The sequence below is a fragment of the Larkinella punicea genome (assembly GCF_003334855.1).
In the GTDB taxonomy this organism is placed as follows: Bacteria; Bacteroidota; Bacteroidia; order Cytophagales; family Spirosomataceae; genus Larkinella; species Larkinella punicea.
This window is the reverse complement of the sequence record NZ_QOWE01000010.1, coordinates 241,006-264,450: the sequence shown is the minus strand read 5'-3', so window position 1 is coordinate 264,450 and position 23,445 is coordinate 241,006. Positions and strand designations below refer to the sequence as shown.

General features: G+C 53.9%; 17 protein-coding genes. 6 read left to right on the top strand and 11 right to left on the bottom strand.

The window, feature by feature from the left end:
* Positions 1 to 7: 7 nt before the first annotated feature.
* The 8 genes from DUE52_RS14365 to DUE52_RS14330 all read right to left on the bottom strand — a co-directional run bounded on the left by DUE52_RS14365 (position 8) and on the right by DUE52_RS14330 (position 11,530).
* Positions 8 to 1,279 (bottom strand): polysaccharide pyruvyl transferase family protein, encoded by a 1,272-nt coding sequence (locus DUE52_RS14365; protein ID WP_114406701.1) that lies wholly within the window; start codon positions 1,277 to 1,279, stop codon positions 8 to 10.
* An 88-nt stretch (positions 1,280 to 1,367) separates the two neighbouring features.
* Positions 1,368 to 2,642 (bottom strand): polysaccharide pyruvyl transferase family protein, encoded by a 1,275-nt coding sequence (locus DUE52_RS14360; RefSeq protein WP_114406700.1) that lies wholly within the window; start codon positions 2,640 to 2,642, stop codon positions 1,368 to 1,370.
* A gap of 88 nt (positions 2,643 to 2,730) precedes the next feature.
* Positions 2,731 to 4,017: a polysaccharide pyruvyl transferase family protein gene (locus DUE52_RS14355; protein ID WP_114406699.1), complete on the bottom strand. Its 1,287-nt coding sequence runs from the start codon at positions 4,015 to 4,017 to the stop codon at positions 2,731 to 2,733.
* Between the two features lie 31 nt (positions 4,018 to 4,048).
* A complete protein-coding gene (locus DUE52_RS14350) occupies positions 4,049 to 5,491 on the bottom strand; it encodes a RagB/SusD family nutrient uptake outer membrane protein (RefSeq protein WP_114406698.1) in 1,443 nt (480 codons plus the stop codon).
* Positions 5,492 to 5,504: 13 nt separating this feature from the next.
* Positions 5,505 to 8,900: a TonB-dependent receptor gene (locus tag DUE52_RS14345; protein WP_229312168.1), complete on the bottom strand. Its 3,396-nt coding sequence runs from the start codon at positions 8,898 to 8,900 to the stop codon at positions 5,505 to 5,507.
* 107 nt (positions 8,901 to 9,007) lie between these two features.
* On the bottom strand, positions 9,008 to 10,117 hold the full coding sequence (locus tag DUE52_RS14340; protein WP_114406696.1) for a FecR family protein: 1,110 nt from the start codon (positions 10,115 to 10,117) through the stop codon (positions 9,008 to 9,010).
* A gap of 69 nt (positions 10,118 to 10,186) precedes the next feature.
* A complete protein-coding gene (locus tag DUE52_RS14335; protein WP_114406695.1) occupies positions 10,187 to 10,798 on the bottom strand; it encodes an RNA polymerase sigma factor in 612 nt (203 codons plus the stop codon).
* 111 nt (positions 10,799 to 10,909) lie between these two features.
* The gene (locus DUE52_RS14330) at positions 10,910 to 11,530 is read right to left on the bottom strand and encodes a pyridoxamine 5'-phosphate oxidase family protein (RefSeq protein ID WP_114406694.1); all 621 of its coding nucleotides are present in this window, start codon (positions 11,528 to 11,530) and stop codon (positions 10,910 to 10,912) included.
* A gap of 87 nt (positions 11,531 to 11,617) precedes the next feature.
* Between DUE52_RS14330 and pdxR the strand changes: the two genes are divergently transcribed.
* The gene (pdxR, locus tag DUE52_RS14325) at positions 11,618 to 13,087 is read left to right on the top strand and encodes a MocR-like pyridoxine biosynthesis transcription factor PdxR (protein WP_114406693.1); all 1,470 of its coding nucleotides are present in this window, start codon (positions 11,618 to 11,620) and stop codon (positions 13,085 to 13,087) included.
* Between the two features lie 255 nt (positions 13,088 to 13,342).
* Here the strand turns inward: pdxR and DUE52_RS14320 are convergent, their stop codons facing one another.
* Positions 13,343 to 14,107, bottom strand: a complete 765-nt coding sequence (locus DUE52_RS14320; RefSeq protein WP_114406692.1) for a cupin domain-containing protein — start codon at positions 14,105 to 14,107, stop codon at positions 13,343 to 13,345.
* A 139-nt stretch (positions 14,108 to 14,246) separates the two neighbouring features.
* Between DUE52_RS14320 and DUE52_RS14315 the strand changes: the two genes are divergently transcribed.
* Positions 14,247 to 14,963 carry an SDR family oxidoreductase gene (locus DUE52_RS14315; RefSeq protein ID WP_114406691.1) on the top strand — a complete coding sequence of 239 codons (717 nt, stop codon included), beginning with the start codon at positions 14,247 to 14,249 and terminating at the stop codon, positions 14,961 to 14,963.
* Between the two features lie 76 nt (positions 14,964 to 15,039).
* Here DUE52_RS14315 and DUE52_RS14310 read toward each other — a convergent pair whose 3' ends face one another.
* Complete coding sequence (locus DUE52_RS14310; protein ID WP_114406690.1) at positions 15,040 to 15,435, bottom strand: T9SS type A sorting domain-containing protein; 396 nt, start codon at positions 15,433 to 15,435, stop codon at positions 15,040 to 15,042.
* A 213-nt stretch (positions 15,436 to 15,648) separates the two neighbouring features.
* On the opposite strand from DUE52_RS14310, the gene DUE52_RS14305 reads away from it, so the two are divergent.
* Positions 15,649 to 17,217, top strand: coding sequence for a serine hydrolase (locus DUE52_RS14305; protein ID WP_114406689.1), 1,569 nt, complete (start codon positions 15,649 to 15,651; stop codon positions 17,215 to 17,217).
* A 74-nt stretch (positions 17,218 to 17,291) separates the two neighbouring features.
* Here the strand turns inward: DUE52_RS14305 and DUE52_RS14300 are convergent, their stop codons facing one another.
* Positions 17,292 to 18,614 (bottom strand): DEAD/DEAH box helicase, encoded by a 1,323-nt coding sequence (locus DUE52_RS14300; protein ID WP_114406688.1) that lies wholly within the window; start codon positions 18,612 to 18,614, stop codon positions 17,292 to 17,294.
* A 275-nt stretch (positions 18,615 to 18,889) separates the two neighbouring features.
* Here DUE52_RS14300 and DUE52_RS14295 point away from each other — a divergent pair, with 275 nt between their 5' ends.
* From DUE52_RS14295 to DUE52_RS14285, 3 genes are all read left to right on the top strand, one after another.
* Positions 18,890 to 19,285, top strand: a complete 396-nt coding sequence (locus tag DUE52_RS14295; protein ID WP_114406687.1) for a Dabb family protein — start codon at positions 18,890 to 18,892, stop codon at positions 19,283 to 19,285.
* 275 nt (positions 19,286 to 19,560) lie between these two features.
* The gene (gene budA, locus DUE52_RS14290; protein ID WP_114406686.1) at positions 19,561 to 20,382 is read left to right on the top strand and encodes an acetolactate decarboxylase; all 822 of its coding nucleotides are present in this window, start codon (positions 19,561 to 19,563) and stop codon (positions 20,380 to 20,382) included.
* 159 nt (positions 20,383 to 20,541) lie between these two features.
* Positions 20,542 to 23,346, top strand: a complete 2,805-nt coding sequence (locus DUE52_RS14285; RefSeq protein ID WP_114406685.1) for a M14 family metallopeptidase — start codon at positions 20,542 to 20,544, stop codon at positions 23,344 to 23,346.
* Positions 23,347 to 23,445: the final 99 nt, after the last annotated feature.

Sequence of the window (23,445 nt, the reverse complement as noted above, 5' to 3'; positions counted from 1 at the left end):
ACCGCCCCTAGGCTCCGACGTTTTTCCTGACCACCGCCATCGTTTCTTTTTGCCGCTGATTGACAAACTGCTTGCCTTTCAGGGCCTTCGCTTTGGCGGCTTTGGGGTCTTTGGCCATCGCCAGAACCGCCGGGACAATCCCCGCAACGTCTTGGGGGGTATCCAGATCAAAAAGCCAGTCGCCTAACCCAATATCGCGCCACATGGCTCCTTTGCTGGTCTGTTCTTCAAACCGGCAGACGATGGCGGGAACGCCCAGTGCGATGCACATGATGGGCGAGTGCATTTCGATGCCGAATAAACCCGCCGAGCGAATATACGTGCTGACGGCTTCGTCGGTGAGCCAGTAATGATCGCGCCAGACGACTTTCGCTTTCACATCGTCCGGCAGCGGATCATACAGCATTTCCTTGCCAATCCGAACCTGGGTTTCATTTTCGGGTACGATCAGGATTTTCATCGAAGTCTGGCGAACGACGGCAATGATGGCTTCCCGAATCGGCTTGTTATCCTGTTCCTTCATGGCTTCATTCCGGGCATGTTTTTCCGGATGAACCGACAGTTTTTTCTGCGGCAGTTCCCACCAGGGCGAAAACCGCAACTGGGGAATCGCACACAGAAACTTGCCGGTTTCCAGCCCGTGTTCCTTCAAAAACGCGTCGGCGGCTTTATCGTCCCGGATGTCTACCGCAAACGCACCATCGGGGCAGAACTCCATAATCGGACAGGCAACGCCTTTGCTTTTGGCAAATTCCATCGAAACCGAATCCCGGAAATAGGCAAACCGGGCTTTGGTGAGTAGCTCAACATCCGTCGGATTGAACTTCCAGCGGTCAGCCGGAAAACCGTATACGCCGGGCCAGGTGATGCCGTAAATGCCGTACGGTTTTCCGGTTTCCCGCCATTGTTCAATTTCTTTCCGACCCACCAGCGACGGCCCGGAGCCGTGCAGCAGAAAACCGCACTCGGCCATTGCCGCCGTTTTTTCCTCCGGTGTTTTGAGAATGATCAGCTTGGGAAACCGCTTCATCAGCATTTCCTCCACGCCGTTGCCCACATTGGACGGCCACAAACGAACCTCGACATCGGGCAAATACTTTTCCAGCAACGTCAGAACACCGGGTGTATGGGCAATGTCGCCGATGTTTTCTGTCTGCCACGAGGAACGGAGGATGATGGATTTTTTAGCGGGAAATGTCGCGTTGGCGAGGGACGGAACACTGAGTAGCAACCCGATCAGCGATGGTGTTTGCTTCAGGAATTCTCTGCGGTTTGGCATGGGGAATCGTTTGGGTGTTAGGGTGGGGAGCCGCCCAGGGTTGCGCCCTGGGGTAGCATCTTCAAGCCTTTCAGGCTTGGTGGAATGGCTAGACCGCCAGCGTTTTGCCCACGACTGCCATGGTTTCGCGCTGGCGTTTTCCAACAAAAGTACGGGCTCTCGCGGCTTTGGCCTTTGCGGTTTTGGGGTCTTTGGCCATTGCCAGAACTGTCGGGACGATGCGGGCCACTTCGGCGGGTTTGTCCATATCGAACAGCCAGTCGCCCAGACCAATATCGCGCCACATGATGCCTTTGCTGGTTTGTTCGTCAAACCGGCAAACGATGGCCGGAATGCCGTTGCCGACGCACATGATCGGCGAGTGCATTTCCAGTCCGAACAAACCCGCCGACCGCATATAGGTGCTGATGGCTTCGCCGGTGAGCCAGTAGCGATCCCGCCAGACGACTTTTGCTTTGACATCGGCCGGGAGTGGATCATACAGCATTTCTTTACCAATCGCCACCTGCGTTTCGTCTTCCGGACTAATCAGGATTTTCATCGGTGTTTGCCGGACAACGGCGCTGATGGCTTCGCGGAGCACGGCATGATCGTGTTCTTTCATTTCCTCATTCCGGGTGTGCTTAAACTCGTCAAAAGCGGCTTTTTTGGCGGGAATTTTCCAGTAGGGCGTATACCGCAGCCGGGGAATGACGCACATGAATTGGCCGGTTTCCAGTTGATGAGCTTCGAGAAAAGCCTTCGCCGACGCATCATCCCGCAGATCGACCGCAAAAGCGGCATCCGGACCATATTCCATGATAGGGCAGGTAATTCCTTTTTCCTTCGCAAACTTCAACGAAGCAGAATCCCGGAAAAAGATAAACTGCGCTTTACTGATCAGTTCTACCTCAGCCGCCGAGGTGGCGTTGGAGGCCAGTGGTGTCGGGAAAACGCCGTGCAGCGAAATTCCATAGATGCCGAACGGTTTGCCGGTTTCCCGGTGCCAGCGATCCACGTCTTTGCGGGCCACCAGCGAAGACCCGGAACTGTGCAGCAAAAAGTCGCAGTCGTTGAAAGCTGCCGAAATCTTTTCCGGACCTTTCAGAATGATCACTTTTGGAAAGCGTTTCTGAAGGAGTTCTTCCACACCGTTGCCAATGTCTGACGGCCAGAGTTGAATCGTGACGTCGGGCAGGTACCGTTCCAGCAGGGTGAGGATGCCCGGCGTGTGTCCAATGTCGCCGATGTTGACAGTTTGCCAGGCCGAACGCAGCAGAATGGTTTTTTTTGCGGCTCCAGCTACGTTGGCAAGAGACGGAATGCTCATCAGCAGGCCGATGAGCGCGGGCGTTTGTTGGAGAAAAGATCGGCGGTTTTGCATGAGAGCAACGGTTTAGAATGTCATTGTAGCTGGCCCCGGGTGCAACCCGGGGGTAGTATCTTCAAGCCTTTCAGGCTTGGTGGACGGGCTAGCTAATCAGGGTTGTCTTTAAAATTGCCATCGTTTCTTTCTGCCGCTGATTGACAAACCGCTTGCCTTTCAGGGCCTTCGCCTTCGCGGCTTTGGGGGCTTTGGCCATTTCCAGAACCGCCGGGACGATCTGGGCGACTTCCCCGGGTTTGTCCATGTCGAACAGCCAGTCGCCCAGACCAATATCGCGCCACATGATGCCTTTGCTGGTTTGTTCGTCAAAGCGGCAGACAATGGCCGGTATGCCGTGGCCGATGCACATGATGGGCGAGTGCATTTCGAGCCCGAACAAACCCGCCGACAGCAAATACGTGCTGAGTGCTTCGTCGGTGAGCCAATACCGGTCGCGCCACACCACATTTTTCTTCACATCCTCCGGCAGTTTATCGAGCAGAATTTCCTTGCCCAGTTTGACCTGGGTCTCGTCTTCCGGAACGATCAGGATTTTCATCCCGGTCTGGCGCACCACGGCAATGATCGCTTCCCGCAGGGGGGCGTTGTCGTGCTCCTTCATCTTTTCGTTGATCGCATGGCGTTCCGCATCGAAGGGCGTTTTTTTGGCGGGAATTTCCCAGTAGGGCGTAAACCGGGTGCGCGGAATCACGCACAGAAATTTACCCGCTTCCAATCCGTGTTTCGACAGAAAGGCGTTGGCGGCCTGGTCGTTCCGGAAGTCTACCGCGAAAGCCCCATCCGGGCAAAACGCCATCGTTGGGCTTTTTATCCCGATTTCTTTCGCTATTCCCAGCGAAACCGAATCCCGGAAAAACGCAAATCGGGCATTGTTCAACAACTCGACGTCCAACGGATTGACTTTGCTGGCAGCCGGGCCGGGCGCATAGACACCGGGAAAGGTGATGCCATAAATCCCGTACGGTTTGCCGGTTTCCTTGTACCAGCGTTCCACATCCTTGCGGGCGACGAGCGACGGCCCGGAGCCGTGCAGCAAAAAGTCGCATTCTTTCAGGGTGGCCGCAATCTCCTCCGGTGTCTGGACGATGGCGACCTTGGGAAACCGGCGTTTGAGCAACTCCTCAACGCCATTTCCGACGCTGCTTGGCCAGAGCCGGATGCTGGCGTCGGGCAGGTATTTTTCCAGCAGCGAGAGGACGCCGGGGGTGTGTCCAATGTCGCCGATGTTGACCGTTTGCCACGACGACCGCAGCACAATGGCGGGGGCTTTTTTGCCGGAAATGCCTTTTATCGACGCCAGGAGTGACGCCGTTGCCAGGGCCGCACTTTTCAGGAAAATGCGTCGGTTAGAATGTATGGGATCGGTTGTCATACGATTTGGTGATTGGTAAACCCACACGATGTCAATAGCCGGGATTTTGAACCAGACTCGGATTGGCATCCATATCCACTTGCGGAATGGGCAGCAGAACGTGGAAAGGCTTGATGACCGGATTCCGGTTGAACGTGTTGTCGGCTTTCACGGCCTCCACGAGCTTGCCCGTCCGGATGAGGTCAAACCGGCGGTTGTTCTCAAACGTCAGTTCCAGCCGTCGTTCCAGCAAAACCGCTTCTTTAAATTGTTGGTAATTCAGGCCCGTCAAGGCCGTCAATCCCGCCCGGATTCGGACTTTGTTGATGGCGGCATAGGCTTCTGCGTTCGGGCCATTGTTTACTTCATTGAGCGCTTCGGCCTGCATCAGCAACACATCGGAATAGCGCAGGATCGGAACGCTGGTGCCTTCACCGCCGTTGGTTTTGGCAGTTTTGTCCCACAGTTTCTGGAAAGAAACCGCCTTCGTGGGATCAGGGTCGGTGATGGAAAGATTGGTCGTCACCCCGTTGTAGACATACGACGTGATGAACGTAACCGGCTTCCGTTTGTCGTTTGCGGAATAGGCATTGAACAAACTGGCGCTGACCCGCGCAATGCCCGCTCCGCCACTGGGGTAAATCAGGGCGGCCCGGACGCCAAAACCGCGTCCAATGCTGTGGCCGCGCACATCGGTCAGGTACTGTACTTCGAAAATATTCTCCTTGCCACCCCGCGCCGTGAGCGCAAACGCATCGGCATAGTTGTCATACAAGCTATAGACGCCCTGGTCGATTACTTCCTTCGCTTTGGCTGCTGCCTGCGTCCAGAAAGGTGAACCGGCGGTGGCTCCGGCGCGCCAGAGGTAGAGTTTGGCCAGCATCCCTTTGGCGGCTCCCTGCGTAGCCCGGCCCGACTCGCTGGCCGGATACGTAACTGGCAAAACGCTCTCGGCTTCTTTCAAATCGGTTTCAATCAGGGCGTAAATGTCGTTGACCGGCGACCGGGGAATTTCCAGCCCTTCCAGCGAAGTGGTTTCCTTCGTCACCAGCGGCACATCGCCATAGAGCCGGACGAGGTTGAAATAATGCAACGCGCGGAGAAACTTCGCTTCGGCGATATACCGCTTTTTCAGCGTTTCATCCATTGCAATACCGGGCAAACGATCAATGACGATATTGGAGCGGTTGATGCCCCGGTAGGCCGGTGAATACAGGCTGACGAAGGAATTGGCGGGCGTGATGTCATACCGCCACAGCAGCGGCCGGTTGGCATCACCCGTCAGAAAGGGAATGGCGTCGTCGGTGGTGGTGATGTCCAGGTTCGGGTCCAGGTTGCCAATGGCGTTGTAACACGCCCCCAGTGCCGCTTTGGCATCGTCGGCGGTTTTGTAATAAGTGGCATTCGTTAAGTTGGTAACAGGAGACAGGTCGAGCTGGCTCTCGCAGGCGGTTGCCAGCAGGGCCACAACGAGTAGTAAGGTGTTGGTTTTCATAGAGATCTATGCATTAAAATTTCAGGTTCAGACCTACTAATACGGTTTTTGCGGAAGGGTAGCCGCCGTAGTCCAGCCCCTGGCTCAGTGACGAACTTCCGTAGCGGTTCACTTCCGGATCATAGCCTGAATACGAGGTCAGGGTAATGAAATTCTGGGCGGTAACATATACTTTGGCGGAGCCAACCGACAGGCGGTTCAACAGGCTTTTGGGCAGGTTATAGCCCAGCGAGATGTTTTTGAAACGCAGGTAGGAACCGTCTTCAACGTGTAGCGAAGAAAGCAGTCGGGAGCCGCCCCCGGCGTTGGCGCGGGGAATGGTGTTGCTGGGATTGGTGGGCGTCCAGCGGTCCAGCGCACGGGCCGACTGGTTGTTGCCACCCGTCAGGTTCAACTGGTCGAAGGTGGCAAAATTCAGGATTTCGTTGCCGTACGAGCCTTGCACAAAAATGTTCAGGTCGAAGCCTTTGTAGGAAAACGTGTTGTTCAGCCCGCCGAAGAAATCCGGGTTGCTGTTGCCGATGATGTCGCGGTCGGCATCGTTGATCACGCCATCGCCATTCCGGTCCACATACCGCAGATCACCCGGTTTGGCCGTTTTCTGGGCCGACCCATCGACTTCCGCCTGATTCTGGAAAATGCCGTTGGTAACCAGTCCGAAGAAATTGCCCAGCGGACTATCGACCCGCAGCAAAATCGGGTTTTGGGTGGTGTTGGAAATGGTGGCATCCGAACCCGTTCTGAATTCTTTCCGGCCATCCAGGAACAGGATTTTGTTCCGGTTGAAGGAGATGTTGAATTCCGACGTCCAGCGAAAACCGCCCTGGTCCACATTGATCGTATTCATCGAAAATTCGAACCCTTTGTTGCGAACACTACCCAGGTTTTTCAGCGTGGTGGAAAAACCGGAGGAAGTAGGGACACCCACGTTGAAAAGCAGATCAGAGGTCTTTTTGATGTAATAATCGGCCGACACCTGAACGCGGTTATTGAACAAACCGACGTCAAAACCAACGTCAAATTGGGCGTTTTTTTCCCAGCGTAAATCGGGGTTGCCAATGCCCGCCGTGGCCGATCCGACGTTCAGCGCCCCGCCGATCACGTAAGGTGCCGAGCTGATGTTGGCCAGGTACTGGTAGTTCCCGATTTCCTGATTTCCGGACAGGCCGTAGCTGGCCCGCAGTTTGGCATCGGAAATAAACGTGAGGTCTTTCAGCCAGGGTTCATTAGCGAGTTTCCAGGCGATGGCACCCGACGGAAAGAAGCCGAATTTGTTATTCGGACCAAACCGCGATGACCCATCCCGGCGACCGGTCAGCGTCAGCAGAAAGCGGTCGTCGAAGCCGTAATTGACCCGCGCCAGATACGAAATCAGCCGCCAGTCGCTGCTCCCGGAGCGCGGGGCCACCAGCGTCGAACCGGCTGCGAGGTTATTATACGAAGCAAAGTCGTCGGAAAAGGTGTTGGCATTGGCCACCACACTTTCGACAGCCAGGCCCTGAATCGTATAGCCCAAAACCGCATTCAGGCTGTGTTTTGGAGCGAGTTGCCGGGTGTAATTCAGGATGTTTTCGTTCAGCCAGTTGACACTTTGGGAGTTGGATACGGAGGCACTACCGCCCAGACTCGCGCCCACCACCGCCAACCGGGTGACGTAGTAATTGTTTTTCGAGCTTTGCAAATCCGTACCAAAACTGGTCCGGAAGGTCAGCCCTTCGATGATTTTGTAATCCACGTAGGCATTGGCCAGGATGCGGATGAGGGCGGTTTTGTCCGTAAATTCATTGGCGACGGCCAGCGGATTGTCGGCACCCAGGCCGTTCAGGGCACCCTGGTTTTTGTAGTAGCTTCCGTCCGCATTCCGCACCGGAAACGTGGGGGAATAATTCAGGGCCGAGCTGATGATTCCGCTCACGGCCAGGTTGCCATCGGTCTCGGTGCGTGGGTTGTTGGTCAGCGTATAGGCGCCCTGCATGGTGACGCCCACTTTCAGACGCGAAGTCAGATCGTTGTCGAGGTTGGCCCGCAGCGTGTAGCGTTTGAAATCCGATTTCAGCAGAATGCCATCCTGGCCGTAATAGCCGAAGGACACCGCATAACGGGATTTTTCAGCACCCCCCGAAACCGAAAGCTGGTGGTTCTGGATGGGCGCATCCCGCATAACGACGCTCTGCCAGTCGGTGCCTTCGCCCAGGGTAGAAACCAGCGGACGATCCGCCGTGCTGCCGTCAAAATACGCCTTGCCGCCATTGTTGATCTGGGCGTCGTTGACCAGTTCGGCAAACTGGCGGGCGTTGAGCATCGGGAGCGTCCGGCGCACGGACTGGTTTCCGTAATAGCCTTCGTAGCTGATCACCGCCTTGCCGGCCTTGCCGCGTTTGGTCGTGACGAGCACCACGCCATTGGAACCCCGGGAACCGTAAATGGCGGTTGCCGACGCATCTTTTAGGATTTCAATGGACTCAATGTCGTCGGTGTTGATGGAGTTCAGACCCGTAGTCGGAAAACCGTCGATGACGTAGAGCGGATCATTGCCGGCATTGACCGAACCCGAACCCCGAATCCGGATGGTGGAGTTTCCGCCGGGCCGGGCCGAATTAGACACCACCTGAACCCCCGCAGCGCGGCCCTGCATGGCCCGGTCGAGCGAAGGAATGGGCGTGGCCTTGATGTTGGCTTCGCCGACTTTGGCAACCGACCCCGTCAGATCCGATTTTTTCACCGTACCGTAGCCCACCACGACGACTTCCTCCAGGCTCTTGTTGTCGGTTTTCAACGAAACGTTGAGGCTGGTGCGTTTCTCGACGGCCATTTCCTGCGAAATAAACCCGACAAAACTGAAAACCAGAACGGCCGATTCATTGGGAACCACAATCTGGTATTTCCCGTCGCCATTGGTCGTCGTGCCGCGCGTCGTGCCTTTCACCAGCACGCTGACGCCCGGCAAGCCTTCGCCTTTTTCGTCGGAAACCGTACCGGATATGGTCAGATCGGCCAGAACCTCGCTGGTAATCAGGGTGTTCAGCGGGAGCGTGCTGCCCGTTCCGTTCATTTTGAATAGCGCGATCTGCTTCCCGCTTACTTCATAGCGAATATGAAGCGGAGTCAGCAAATCGTTGAGCGTTTCCTTGAGGGTTACAAACCGGTTTTCCAGCGTGACCTTCTGGTTGACCTGAATTTCGCGCGGATTGTAAATGAAAAGGACGTTGGCATGGCGCTCCAGAAACGTCAGTGCTTTTTTCAGGTTGGTGGTTTCGGCTTTCACCGCGATGCGTTGATCCAGTACTTCCTGGCCGTTGGCATCGTGGGCATACGTGGCACCCATAAACAGGATCGTCATCAGAAGCTGAATAACCGATAGTTTCATGAGGGTCCGGAAGGAAAGGGGCTTTTTATAAAGTCTATCCATGAGAAAAGGGGTTTGCTCATGGATAGCGACAGCGGTAGTTGGATACTGTTTTTCAGTAATTTTTTTAGAAAAAATTTACTGCATTGGCCTAATCGGTTCAATTATAACTAGTTATTTTCACACCCTTCGCTGTGAATAACGATCTGCCCGTCCACCATTTCGTAGGACGAGCGGGTGATTTTACAGATCAGATTCAGTTTTTCAAACAGCGATTCACCGGCGAGATTGGCCGTCAGGTAGCAGTCTTTCAGGTTGGCCGCATCGTAAATGAACGTCAGTCCGTACGTTTTTTCCAGCAACGAAAACACCTCCGAAACCGGTGCTTCTTCAAAAATGTAAGCCTCTTTCGTAACTTTCTGAAGCGTAATCGGTTGCTCCACGACGGATTTCACGAGTCGTTTATCGGTCGTCGAGAACACCACCTGCTGGTTAGGCGTCAGCACCATGCCGACCGACTCGTTCTTGCGGGCGGGCTGTTCTTTCTCCACATCTTTCCGCATATACACCGACACCCGGCCCGACCGAACCTCTACTTTGGCATTGGTTTCACCCGTCGTAATCAGAAAACTGGTGCCCAGCACCTGGGTCGAAATCTGGTCGGTATACACCCAGAACGGCATTTTTGGATTTTTCTTAACCGAAAAAAACGCCCGCCCGCTCAGGTAAACTTCCCGTTTGGTGGCCGAAAAAAGATTCGGATACCGCAGCGTTCCATTGGGATACAGGATCACCGTGCTGCTGTCGTGGAGCACAAACGTCCGGGGTTCGGAACTTTCGTTGACGGTTTCGGTGTAATCGCTCGCCAGGGCGGGGCTGAGGTTTTCAAGGGCCGAAAGCCGGGAGTCGGCCAGTCGGCGCGCATCGGATTTAACGGCATAGGTGAACGCCAGATAACCCAAACCAACAAAAAGCAGAAGGGAAGCCGCCACCCGAAAAACCGTAGTTTGCCACAACGGAACGACGTTCGGCTGATTGGATTGAACGATATTATTAAAAATCTGATCCAGTTCTGCCGGTTGTAAGGCGGTATTTTTCTCCTCCAGCGCCTGCAAAAAAGCCCGGGCTACCTGCACTTTGTCGGTGCAATCCGGATTTTCGGCCAGCCATTCCGACCAGAACGCGCCACTCTGGGCGTTGCGGTCGATGACCCAATGCCGGAAGTACTCGTCCCGCGTCAAATCGTCAACGCTGTAGTTTCGATAATCGGGCGTCCTCATGGTGGTAAGCGTTCATGCTATGAACAGATGGCGGATGATTCGTTTTGATACCCGCCCATGTCCGTTTATTTAAAAAGTGCTGGTTTTGATCAAGTCGATAAAAAGGATAAAACCGACCCAGTTGTCGCGGAAGGTTTTGAAGGCAGCCTGCAACAGGTTCGATACCGACTGGGGGTTGACGCCCATAATTTCGGCAATTTCGTCGCGTTCGAGGTTTTGGTAATAGCGGAGGTAAATGACTTCGCGCTGCCGTTTGGGCAACTGATTCAGCGAATCGGCAATCCGTTTGGTGGTTTCGGCCAGACTTTCCTGTTCGATAACCGACCATTCCGGTGAGAATTCCACAAAATTCAGGTCATTTTCGAGGTCTGTCGGTTCGTCGTCCCGGTTGATGCGCTGCCGGTAGCCTTCGCGCAACACCCGCTTGCGGACAGAACTGAGCAGGTAGGCCCGGACGCTGTCGGGGACCGCCACGCGTTCGCGCCGGTTCCAGATTTCGATGAACACCTCCTGAACACAGTCCTTGACGAAGTCTTCATCCCGCAGAAATTTGTAGCCGTAGTTCTGCAAAGCGTTGAAATACTTCTCAATCAATTTCCGCAAACCGGTTTCGTTCCCGGTTTTGAGCTGCTCCCAAAACAGCAAGTCCATTCCGGCCGACGCATTTCCACTGGTCTTCATACAACAGGAGCCCGGACGATAGCTTCCGGACTCCTGTTAAACGTGAGAATGTAAAATTCCTACTCTTAAAAAAACAATGTTCATTCGTAATGTCGTTATACGCTGTTCTTACTAAAGATAGGGAGGCAGGGGTAAAGCCACGCTCGATTCATCGGGAATAGCCGCCCGACGAACGGTTTCCAGTGGAATGACGCCCGACCAGATTGGTAACTCCCGATCTTCCGGTTCGTCGTTGGGGCCACCCGTCCGGATTTTGGCGGAAGCTTCGTCCAGCGAGAACGACAAAACCGTTGTTTTTCGGATTTCACTTTCCGTTTCCTTCCGCAAATCAACCCACCGTTCCGGAATCAATTTATTGGTAATGAGCATCAACGCTTCCACTTTTTGGTCATAGTCCTCCACTTTTTCGGCGGTGGCAAAAATGATGACGGAGCGGTAGTTGACCGAGTGGCTGAACCCCGATTTCGCCAGCACCAGGCCGTCGAGCAGGGTTACGGAAATACAAACCGGAATGCCTTTTTCGACTTCCCGAATAAAATGACTGCCCACCGATCCGTGAATCAACAGCCGGTTGCCCACCCGGGCATAGGCCGTCGGAATCGATCCCGGCTGTCCATCGATGGCATAACTGATGGTGCAATAGAGGGCTTCATCGAGAATGGAATAAATCGTTTCGGCTTCATAATGAGCCCGTTTCGCCGAGCGGCTGGGTGTGGTACGTGGAGTTTGCATGGGTCTAAAATTGTGAGTTGCCCTGCAAATTTGCATCTTTACCGGACTATCTATATCATCCGGTTTCTCAAAACTAAGTAGTCCGGTATGCTGCCTTTCAGAACCCTGATTTCCATTGATAAATCTGCCGAAGCCTCGATTTACCTGCAACTGGCCGAACAACTCCGGCGGCTGATCGGCGATGGTATTTTAAAAACCGGCCAGAAGTTGCCGGGAACACGGCAGTTGGCCGAGCTGCTCCAGCTTCACCGCAAAACGATCATTGCGGCTTACGACGAACTGCTGGCGGAAGGCTGGCTCGAATCGCGGGCGGGCAGCGGCACGTTTGTGGCCGATCCGTTGCCGCTGGTTCGGCCGCAAACCCTTGGTAAAGAGATTGATGGGCAACGGACGCATCGCGAACCCGGTTTTCCGTTCGAATCCAAGCCGCACCTGGTTCGTCCGTTGCTGTTGATGGGAGAGGGGCTGCGACTGGACGACGGTTTTCCGGACATCCGGCTGGCCCCGATGGAGGAACTGGCCCGCGCGTACCGGAGCTATTTTCGCTGGGGAAATCCGCAGCAGCATTTTGGTTACGGCGATCCGAAGGGCAATCGGCTTTTGCGCGAAGAATTATCGGTTTTCCTGAACGAAACCCGGGCGTTGCGAACAACCGCCGACAACATCCTGATTTCGCGCGGCAGCATGATGGGTATTCACCTGGCCAGCACGCTGCTGCTGAAACCGGGTCAGACGGCGGTGGTGGGCGAAACCAACTGGTCGGGGGCCAACATGAATTTCCAGCAAGCCGGGGCCGAATTGCTGACCGTTCCCGTCGACCAGCACGGTCTGGATGTGGAAGCGCTGGCGGAGCTTTGCCAGCGTCGCCCGGTTCGGCTGGTGTATGTGACGCCCCACCACCATTATCCGACCACGGTTACCTTGCCGCCCGACCGGCGACTCCGGTTGTTGCAACTGAGTCAGCAACACGGTTTTGTCATTCTGGAAGATGATTACGATTATGAGTTCCACTACCTCCGCCGACCGGTTTTGCCGCTCGCCAGTGCCGACCCAAATGGCATGGTCATCTACATCGGCTCGTTGTCGAAATCGGTGGCCCCGGCTTTTCGGATTGGTTACGTGGTAGCGTCCGAAACCGTCATCGACGAACTGGCCCGCTTGCGACGGATCATCGACCGGCAGGGCGACGCGATGCTGGAATTTGCGATTGGGCAGTTGTTCCGAAACGGCGATATGCGACGGCATTTAAAAAAGGCGCACCAGACCTATCTGTCCCGATGTAACTACTTCTGTTCATTGCTAACCAGTGCGTTAGCGGGTAGTTTGCAATTTGTTAAACCGGATGGCGGTCTGGCGGTTTGGGCGAAATTCGATCCCCAGATCGAGCTCGCCCAACTCGCCCAAAAAGCCAAAGTGGAAGGGCTGACCTTTTCGGATGGATTGGCGCACAATCCGCCCGGGAAAGCGTTGAACAGCACCCGGTTGGGGTTCGCATCCAGCACCGAAACCGAGTTGGAACAAAGTGTGGCGATTCTGCGGAAATTGGTCAAGGGTTAGGGATGCATTCAAATAACCGCGTCGGTTGTCCCGTAGGGATTAAACAGCGCAGCTTCGGTAGCCAATACGAGCATTCCGCACCACGGCGTGCTGTCAGGCACGCAACCATTCACAGAAATCTGACGGTCGCGTACCTCACGGCACGCGTGGAAATTCGTAACCCTTTGGCTACCGACGCTGCGCTGTTTTGCCCCTCGTGGGGCATATTGAAAATCGAGGAGCGTTTTTGAATGATATTGACTGTCAATCCAGCCGCTACTCAAACTGAAACGCGAAATACGTACACGACCCTTGGGTGGTATTCAAAATACCGTGGGGAACGTTGGATTCCAGGAAAATAATATCGCCGACTTTCGCCGATTGCATCACGCCATCGATGCTTTCCTGGGCGGTATTTTCAATCAGGAGCAGGATTTCAGCGGCCCGGTGGGTGTGTGGCGGATGACTCCACAAGCCTTCGTTGAGCGTCGTAACGTGCATCTCGAAACGTTTACACATCACCGTTGCGCGGTCGAAGATGTTGCGCCGACCGCCTTTGGCGTTGGGTTGATACGCCACATCCTTCCAGTCGACCCAGAACGATTGCCCTTTCATTTGTTCTAAATCCAGATCCGGCACTTCTTTCGAGGTATACCGCATGAGGTGATACGTGACGGGCGCGGCACTTTTGTTTTCAAGCCGGTGGGCATCGCCGGGCATGATCAGCACCACACTGCCGGGGCCCAGGGTTTTGATCCGGCTTCCGAGCGAAACCGTCAGCTCTCCGGTTTTGACAATGATCAGAATCTCATCGTCCAGCGTTTGGGCGGGTTGCGGGGCTCGGTTGGGAGGAAGCGTGATGCCGTGGACGGAAAAACCATTGAAATCCCGCGTGGTGCCTTCCAGAATCGTCCGATCGATCACGCCGTCTTTTTTGACCACCGGCGCTTTTTCCCAGGAATAGACTTTGGAAGGGATTGTTTGGGAGAAGGCGGTGTGGTTAATAACTAAAAGTGCGCTTAAAAGGAAAAGGAATTTCATGGAATAAGGTTTAGATCACTCCTTCAAAAGCAATATCCTGATACCGGTTACTGAGATGAACCAAACTTTCCCGTAAAACTCACGGTTATCTCTTCAGCTTAACCAAGCGTCAAGTACTCATTTTTATTTTTTTAGCAGTATGGCAGAAATCATCAAAACCGCCCTCGTTACCGGCGGATCGAAAGGCATTGGATACGGCATTGCCGAAGTATTGATCAACGAAGGAATCCGGGTGGCCATCACCAGCCGCTCGCAGGAAGCAGCCGAGGAAGCGGCCGCTTCGCTCAACAAAATCAAAGACGGTTTTGCACTGGGCATTGCCGCCGACGTCCGCGATCTGGTGTCCCAGCAACGCGCTGTCGATGCCATCACCCAGCAGTGGGGTCGGCTGGATTACGTGATCGCCAACGCGGGGGTGGGTCACTTTGCGCCGATTCAGGAACTGACCTCCGACCAATGGCAGGAAACCATCGACATCAACCTGACCGGTGTTTTCAATTCGATCAAGGCAACGCTGGACGAGTTGAAAAAGTCGGAAGGCTATTTTATCACGATTTCGAGTCTGGCCGGCACCAACTTCTTCGAAAACGGCACGGCCTACAACGCCAGCAAATTCGGGCTGGTCGGTTTTTCCCAGGCGCTGATGCTCGACCTGCGCAGCGAAGGCATCAAGGTGACGACCATCATGCCCGGTTCGGTGGCTTCGTATTTCAACAACCACGAGCCGAGTGAAAAAGACGCCTGGAAAATCCAGCCCGAAGACATCGGCCAGATCGTTGCTGACCTGATTCGGATGCCCGCCCGGACGCTCCCCAGCAAGATCGAGGTGCGCCCTTCCCGGCCCGGTGGCAAATGAGAGAATGACTTTTAAATACCAAAGAAGCCGACTGAAAAGTCGGCTTCTTTGGTTTATCACCCGAAGATTTCGGGTCTTAGTTCATGGCGATGTGACGTTCCGTAGTCACCGTTGGCGATGAGGTCTGCAACTTTACTTCTTTCACCTGTTTGGTGTTGCCGTCCGAAATTTCAACCTGATAAATACCGTCCTGCAGTTGGTTCAGGTCAAATCGAATGGCCGAGGACTCGTGGCCTTTTCCCAATTTTTCCGAAGCCAGGATCTCGCCGGATTCATTTTTCAGCGTGACATTGATTTTGGCATTTTTGTCCTTGTTAACATTCACCCGAATTTTCGACGTGTTGATCACCGGGTAAACGACCGATTGGTACGTAGATTGAGCCCCGGCGGTTTCTTTGTGATCAGCCGCAAAGCTGGATGAAGTAGTGGCAACGGTCAAAGCGAGGAAAGCGGAAGCGATAATTGATTTCATGGTATTTGTTGTTTTTGTGTTGTGTTTCGTATTTGTTGTTGTCTGCGGCAGCTTGTGATTCGCCGTTTCGATGGGTCAAAACAACGGCGAAATGTGCTACCTTGCTATGCATAGTACTTCGGCGGTTAAACGGATCGATGAATGGTTTGCTGAAGGGATGAATAATTAATCGGTATGAACTGTGTATCTTTAAAAACCCATCAAAATCCCCTTATGAGAGCACCAAGACACTTCATCGGCCTTCTGCTGGTCAGTTTTCTGAGTATTGAACCGGCTTTTGCGCAGGTCATCACGTCGCCCCAAATCGATCAGCTGGTCGAAAAAACATTGAAAACTTTCGAGGTGCCGGGAATTGCCGTCGCCATTGTAAAAGATGGAATGGTGATTCATTCAAAAGGCTACGGCGTCCGTTCCATGCATTCCACGCAGAAAGTGGATGCGAATACGTTGTTCGGCATTGCCTCCAACAGCAAGGCGTTTACGGCGGCCACGCTCGGCATCCTGGTCGATGAGGGCAAACTGACCTGGGACGATAAGGTGATCGACTACATTCCGGAGTTCCGGCTATACAATGCATACGTCACCGAGGATTTTACGATTCGCGATTTGCTGACCCACCGCAGCGGCCTCGGTCTCGGTGCCGGGGATTTGATGTTTTTTCCCGATTCAAGTGATTTTCAGTTGAAAGACGTGATTCATAACCTGCGGTATCTGAAACAGACGTCCGGTTTTCGGACCAAATACGATTACGATAATCTCTTGTATATGGTGGCGGGTGAGGTGGTGAAACGGGCGTCGGGCCAAAGCTGGGAAGAATTCGTGGAAACCCGGATCATGAAACCGCTCCAGATGGAGAACAGCGCAGCGTCCTTTTCCCGGCTCAAAAATAAATCGAACGTTATCGACGCCCACGCCGTGATCGAGGGCAAACTGCGGACGGTCAGGCGCGGTCGGCTGGACGTCGGGAATTCGGCGGGCGGCATCAACAGCAGCATCAACGACCTGAGCAAATGGGTGATCATGCAACTCAACGGCGGAAAATACGGCGACGGTTTGAGTAAAACCCTGTTCAGCACGAAGGTGCAGGATGACATGTGGTCGCCCCAAACCATCATTCCCGTGCGCAATCCCGGCCCCTACAACACCCATTTCAGTTCGTACGGTTTGGGCTGGCGACTGAATGATGCGAAGGGCTACAAACAGATTTCGCACACCGGCGGTTTGCCCGGTATGGTGACGCAGGTGATGCTGGTGCCGGAAATGAAACTCGGCATTATCGTGCTGACTAACCAGCAGTCCGGGGCGGCTTTCACGGCCATTACCAACCAGATTCTCGACAGTTATTTCGGGATGACTGGCACCGATCGGGTGAAAGAGTACAGCGACCGGCTGCGCGAAAATACCGCCAACGCCGACAAAGTAACCGATGACGTCTGGAAAACCGTTGCGGCTGAAAAGGAGAGTACGGCGGCAAAACCGACGATTCATTTCTACACCGGAACCTACCGCGACAAGTGGCTGGGCGACGTTTCCATTGTGCCGGATAACCTGAGACTGCTGTTTGTCTCAAAGCGTTCTCCGCGCCTAACCGGCGAGTTGTTTCCTTACAAAGGCAACACCTTCGTGGTCAAATGGAACGACCTGAGTCTGGAAGCCGATGCGTTTGTGATGTTCGGGCTGGATTACGAAGGAAAACCGGTTTCGATGAAAATGAAGGCCATTTCGCCCTTAACCGATTTTAGCTACGACTTCCACGACCTGGAGTTTACGAAAGTGAAGTAAAGACAGGAGAGTATAGACAAGAGAATAGAGACGGTCTTTATTCTCTTGTCTCACCTCTCTTGTCTATGTAAAATCTACCGCGCCACTTCAATTTTATACTTTTTGCCTTTCATTTTTTCGTCCTTGATCTTTGCCAGCAGTTCCTTGACTTTGGATTTTCGGACGGCCGCGAAGGAGATAAAATCCTTGACTTCGATCAGGCCCAGATCGCCTTTTTCGAGACCACCTTTTTGGGAGAAAAAACCGACGATGTCGATTTTGTTGAGTTTGTTTTTCTTGCCGCCACTGACGTAAATCGTCTGGAATTGGGGTGGATTGGGAAGCGGCTGATTGGCCGGAATGACAAACTCGTCGAGCGATTCGGGCAGATAGCGGGGGCGCTCTTCGTTGCGGTGCAGCAGAATGTAGGCGGTTCCGGAAGCGTGCATCCGGGCTGTCCGACCGTTGCGGTGCAGAAACTCGTGTTCGTGCAGCGGCAGGTGGTAATGGATGACATATTTCATCTCGGGAATGTCCAGCCCCCTGGCGGCCAAGTCGGTCGTAATGAGGTAACTGACACTGCCGTTTCGGAATTGAATCAGAGCGCGTTCCCGGTCGTCCTGCTCCATGCCGCCGTGGTAGAACGTCGAAACAATGCCCATTTCGTTCAAGATGGCGCTGGTTCGTTCGGCGGCATCACGGTGGTTGCAGAAGATCAAAGCCGCTTCCGAATCCAGCGCGCAGAGCAGCCGAAACAGCGTATCGACTTTGTCCTTTTCCTCCGAAATAACGATTTTGGTGGTCAGGCTTTTGTCACGGTCGTCGTCCGGAATAAAATCGAGTTTGACCGGAGAACGTACGCCCGTAAACTCCGGAATGGAAATGCCGGACGTGGCCGAAACCAGTACGCGTTTTTGAAGATTTCGCAAACCGCCGATGATGTATGACATCTGGTCGTGAAAACCCAGTTCCAGCGATTTGTCGAACTCGTCGAGCACCAGCGTATGAATCCCGTCGAGGTCGACCGTTTTGCGGTCGATGTGGTCGGCGATGCGGCCTGGCGTCCCGATTAAAACCGCCGGTGGCGTACTCAGATTCTGAATCTCGGTCGCCATCGGATGCCCGCCGTAGCAGACGTTGACTTTGAAACCCGTCCCCATTTTTTTCCAGACCTGCTCAATCTGCAACGCCAGCTCGCGCGAAGGTGCCAGAATCAGACATTGGACTGTTTTTTGCTCCGGTTTAAGAAGTTGCAGAATGGGTAACAAAAAAGCGAGGGTTTTCCCGGAACCGGTCGGAGCCAGCAACAGAACCGCTTTCTCGGCCACAATGGCTTCCCGGGCTTCCCGCTGCATGGGGTTGAAGGCTTCAATTCCCAGGTTCGAAAGCAGGGGAGCAAGGTCTTGGTTGGTTTCCATCCTGCAAAAGTAAGGGATTTTAACCGACCCCGATGGTTTGTCGGGAATAACCTGGTGTTCGGAACGGTTTTCGCTTCAGGAAAGTATTTTTCAGAAATCGACAATCCCCGGGAGTAATTCGGAGAATCTTGTTCATTTTTGTGGTTTGCCCCTAAATCCCCTAAAGGGGACTTGGACGCATCTTAAGTTGGATGTTAAGAGTCCGGCTGGCCGACCGTCCTTCAGGGGATTTAGGGGCAAAACACAACGAAATTTCAGTATTGAAGCAAACTTTTATGAAAGAACAATCACGCAGAGCCTTTGTCAAAAGCAGTGTCGGGGCCGGACTTGGTCTGGGTTTATCAGGCAGCGCACCGAAAGAACTGTTTGTCCATCACGTTTATTTTTACCTGAAAAATCCGGGCAGCGAGTCCGATAAAGCCAAATTGATCGAAGGTCTGAATAAACTGGCTAAAGTCCCGACCATCAAGTTCGTACACATTGGTACGCCCGCGCCAACCACCCGTTCCGTGATCGAACGCTCGTATGCGGTTTCGTGGCTGTGCTTTTTCAACAACCTGATGGATGAAGAGATTTACCAGACGCACCCCATTCACCTGAAATTTATTGAGGACTATTCGGCCCTGTGGGAAAAAGTGATCGTCTACGATTCCGTCGGCCCGAAGCGGTAATTTCACCCTGTCAGCGGTCGAAGACCCTGACAGGGTGAAATTACAGATTGATTTTTACGAACGGTTGTCCCATCGGGACATTACAGCAACGCGTCGGTAGTAATGCAGGAGTTAATTTCAAGCTCCCAGCGTGCCGATAGGTACGCAACTGCTACCGCTCCGCTCGTTACGCACCTAAAGGCACGTTAAGAAAATTAAATCATGTTGTTGGGGGCTACCGACGCTTCGCTGTTGAACCCCTACGGGGTAAATAAACATAACCCTTTCTCCTTCAAATGACTACTTACTCAACGGCTGCGGCTAAAAACAACGTTCTGACCATTCTGCTGGGTGGTTTTTTTTTAATGCAGGGTTGCACCCCAAAACAACCCGCCGAAACCGCCAATACGACTTCGGCCACGGACTTCATGTACCAGTATTCCATCATCGATGCCTTGCTGGCCGGGGTCTTCGACGGCAATCTGACGCTGGGGCAGCTAAAAACCAAAGGCGATTTTGGGATCGGAACCTTCAACCGGGTGGATGGCGAACTGATCGTCGATCAGGGTACGGTTTACAAGGTAAGTGCCGACGGCAGCATTCACGAGATGCCGGACACCGACAGCACGTCGATTGCTTTTGTGAAGTTTTTCAAAGCGGATTCTACCTATACCATCAAAGGAACAACCACGCTCGACCAGCTTGAAAAAGACCTGATGGCGGCTTTGCCCGCCAACGAGCTATATGCCATCCGGATGAAAGGCGACTTTCCGAAGCTGACCGCCCGCGCCCCCGGTGCCGCTAAAAAACCGTATCCGTCGCTGAAAGACCACCTCGCCAAAGAACAATACCTTTTCAACCTTACCAACACACGTGGGGTGGTGATTGGCTTTCTGTTGCCGGGCTATCTGGCGAAGGTCAACGTCCCCGGTTTTCACTTTCACTACCTGACCGACGACCACAAAGCCGGTGGGCATATCTTCGATTTTACGACGAACAACCTCACCGTCGAGATTGACAAAATTCAGGGATACAGCGTGGAACTGAACACCAACGCCGACTTCGACAAAGTCAGCCTGGACAAAGACCGGCAGGAGGAGCTGAAGAAGATTGAGTAGCTGGTTTGGCGTTTAGAGCTACGCAACAGCTTTGTTTTCTGTAATTCTCCATAAAATATATGGCAATCGTTATAAATGATAAAATTATATTTTGTAACCGATTTATAGAATCAGAAAAATAGCTTATTTCGTCTTATCAACGAACTAATCCGATTTCCTATGAGAAGACATTTTTTACAAGGTTTATTCTTCTTACTCGTTCTGAGCCAAACCGCCGTTCAGGCCCAAACGATTCCCTCACCCAAAGAACATTTCGGTTTCAACATCGGTGACGACTACCAACTCGCCACCTACACCCAAACCGAAGCGTATTTCAAAAAACTCGCGGCTTCGGACCGCACCAAACTGGTCGATATTGGCATGACGGAAGAGGGGCGGCACCAGTACATGATTATCGTGTCGTCGCCCGAAAACCTCAAAAAACTCGACCGCTACAAGGAAATTTCCACCAAACTGGCCCGCGCCGAAGGCATCAGCGATGAGCAGGCCCGCGCGATGGCGGCTGAAGGAAAAGCCGTGGTCTGGATCGACGGCGGCTTGCACGCGACCGAAACCGTCGGCACCATGCAACTGATCGAAACCGCCTGGCAACTGGTGAGCCGCAAGGACCCCGAAACGCTGCGGATTCTGGATAATGTGGTGATTCTGCTCACCCACGCCAATCCCGACGGACAGGAACTGGTCAGTAGCTGGTACATGCGCGAACCCAAACCGGAAAAGCGTCTGTTGGAAAATGTGCCGCGTCTGTATCAGAAATACGCGGGGCACGACAACAACCGTGACTTTTTCATCATGAACATGAAAGAGTCGCAAAATATTGGCCGTCAGTTGTTTATCGAATGGCTGCCGCAGATCATGTATAACCACCACCAGCGCGGCCCGGCGGGTTCGGTGCTGGCGGGACCGCCCTACCGCGATCCGTTCAATTACGTCTTCGAACCGCTGATGATCACCGGAATCGATGCCCTCGGCGCGGCCATGATCAACCGCCTGAATTCCGAAAACAAACCCGGTTTTACGCGTCTGGGCGGTTCGGTTTTCTCAACCTGGTACAACGGCGGGTTGCGCACCACGACGCACTTCCACAACATGATCGGTTTGCTGACGGAAATCATCGGAAATCCGACGCCGGAAGAGGTGCCGCTGGTTCCCAATCGGCTGATTCCCAACGGCAATACGCCTTTTCCGGTGACGCCCCAGAAATGGCATTTCAAGCAATCGATCGATTATTCGATCTCGCTCAATTACGCCACGCTGGATTACGCGGCCCGTCACGGCGACCAGTTGCTGTACAACATTTACAAGATGGGCAAAAACGCCATCGATCACGGCAGCACCGATTACTGGACGCTTTCGCCCAAACGCGTCGATGCGATCAACCAGTTGCACCAGGCGGATTTGAAAAAAGCCGCTCCGGGAGCCGCTGGGGCCACGACGCCCGATCAATACGGTTTGCTACCCCGTGGTGGTGGAATTCCGGTGAAATATTTCGATGCGGTTTTGAAAGATCCGGCCCTGCGGGACCCGCGAGGATTCATCATTTCGGCCGATCAGCCGGATTTTGCCACGGCGGTCAAGTTTGTCAATGCGCTCATCAAAACTGGCATCCAGATTCAGGAAGCCACGGCTGATTTTACGGTAGCGGGCAAGAAATACCCGGCGGGTTCTTACGTCGTGAAAACCGATCAGGCGTTCCGGCCCCACGTGCTGGACATGTTCGAACCGCAGGATCACCCGAACGATTTTCAATACCCCGGTGGCCCGCCGGTTCGTCCCTACGATGCTGCTGGCTGGACATTGGCGTTCCAGATGGGTGTCAAAGTCGACCGGATTCTGGAGGGTTTCGATGGGCCGTTCAAAAAACTGCCGTATGGCGAATTGCAGTCGCCGAAAGGGAAAATGGATGCGACGGCTGCGGCTGGCTACGCACTGAGCGCGCAGGCCAATAACACCTTCATTGCGGTCAATGATTTGCTGAAATCGGGTGTCGATGTTTTCCGGTTACCGACCGGTTTTAGCGGGAAATCGTCGCTCGGCGCGGGCACGTTCTTTGTTCCGGCTTCGGCCAAAGCGAAGTCGATTCTGGACAAATCGGCCAAAGAACTGGGGCTGGAAGTAGTGGGTGTGGCCAAACGGCCGACGGGCGCACTGGTCAAAGTGGCCCCGATGCGGATTGCTTTGTGGGATGCTTACGGCGGATCGATGCCATCGGGCTGGGTGCGCTGGATCATGGAACAATACCATTTTCCGATGCAGGTAGTGTATTCGCAGGACATCGACGCCGGTGATCTGAAAAAGAAATATGATGTGATCGTGTTCGTGACCCGGGCCATTCCGGCCACAGGCCCGGGCGGTGCCTCTCAGGGCGGTGGCGGTTATGCCAGCCGGGAACCCAAAGCGGAAGAGTTGCCCGCCGAATTCCGGCCGTGGCTGGGCAAGATTACCGCCGAAAAGTCGATCCCGGAACTCCGGAAATTTCTGGAAGCGGGTGGCAATGTGGTTACCATTGGCAGCAGCACCAACCTCGCCTATCACCTGGGTTTGCCGGTCAAAAACGCCCTGGTGGAAATGACCAACGCGGGTCAGGAACGGCCCTTGTCGAACGAAAAATACTACATACCCGGCAGCATTCTGCGCATTGATCTGGACTCGACCCAGCAGGCAACCTGGGGCATGGCGAAGCAAACGGATGTGTATTTCGACGCCAGCCCGGTTTTCAAAATTTCCCCGGATGCTGTGGCGAAAGGGACCGTAAAACCGCTGGCGTGGTTCTCCACCGACAAACCGCTGCGGAGTGGCTGGGCCTGGGGTCAGGCCTATTTGCAGGACGGCGTAGCGGCTTTCATGGCACCCGTCGGTTCCGGCAAACTCTACGCCTTCGGTCCGGAAATTACCTTCCGCGCCCAGGCACAGGGCACATTCAAGCTGCTGTTTAACCAGTTGTATTCGACGTCGATGCCCTAACCGGGGTCGAAACTGAGTGATTCCGCTGGCCGGGATCGGATCTGCAAAAAGCAGTTCTGATCCCGGCCAGTTTTGTTTTATGGGCCAGTTGCTAAGGAT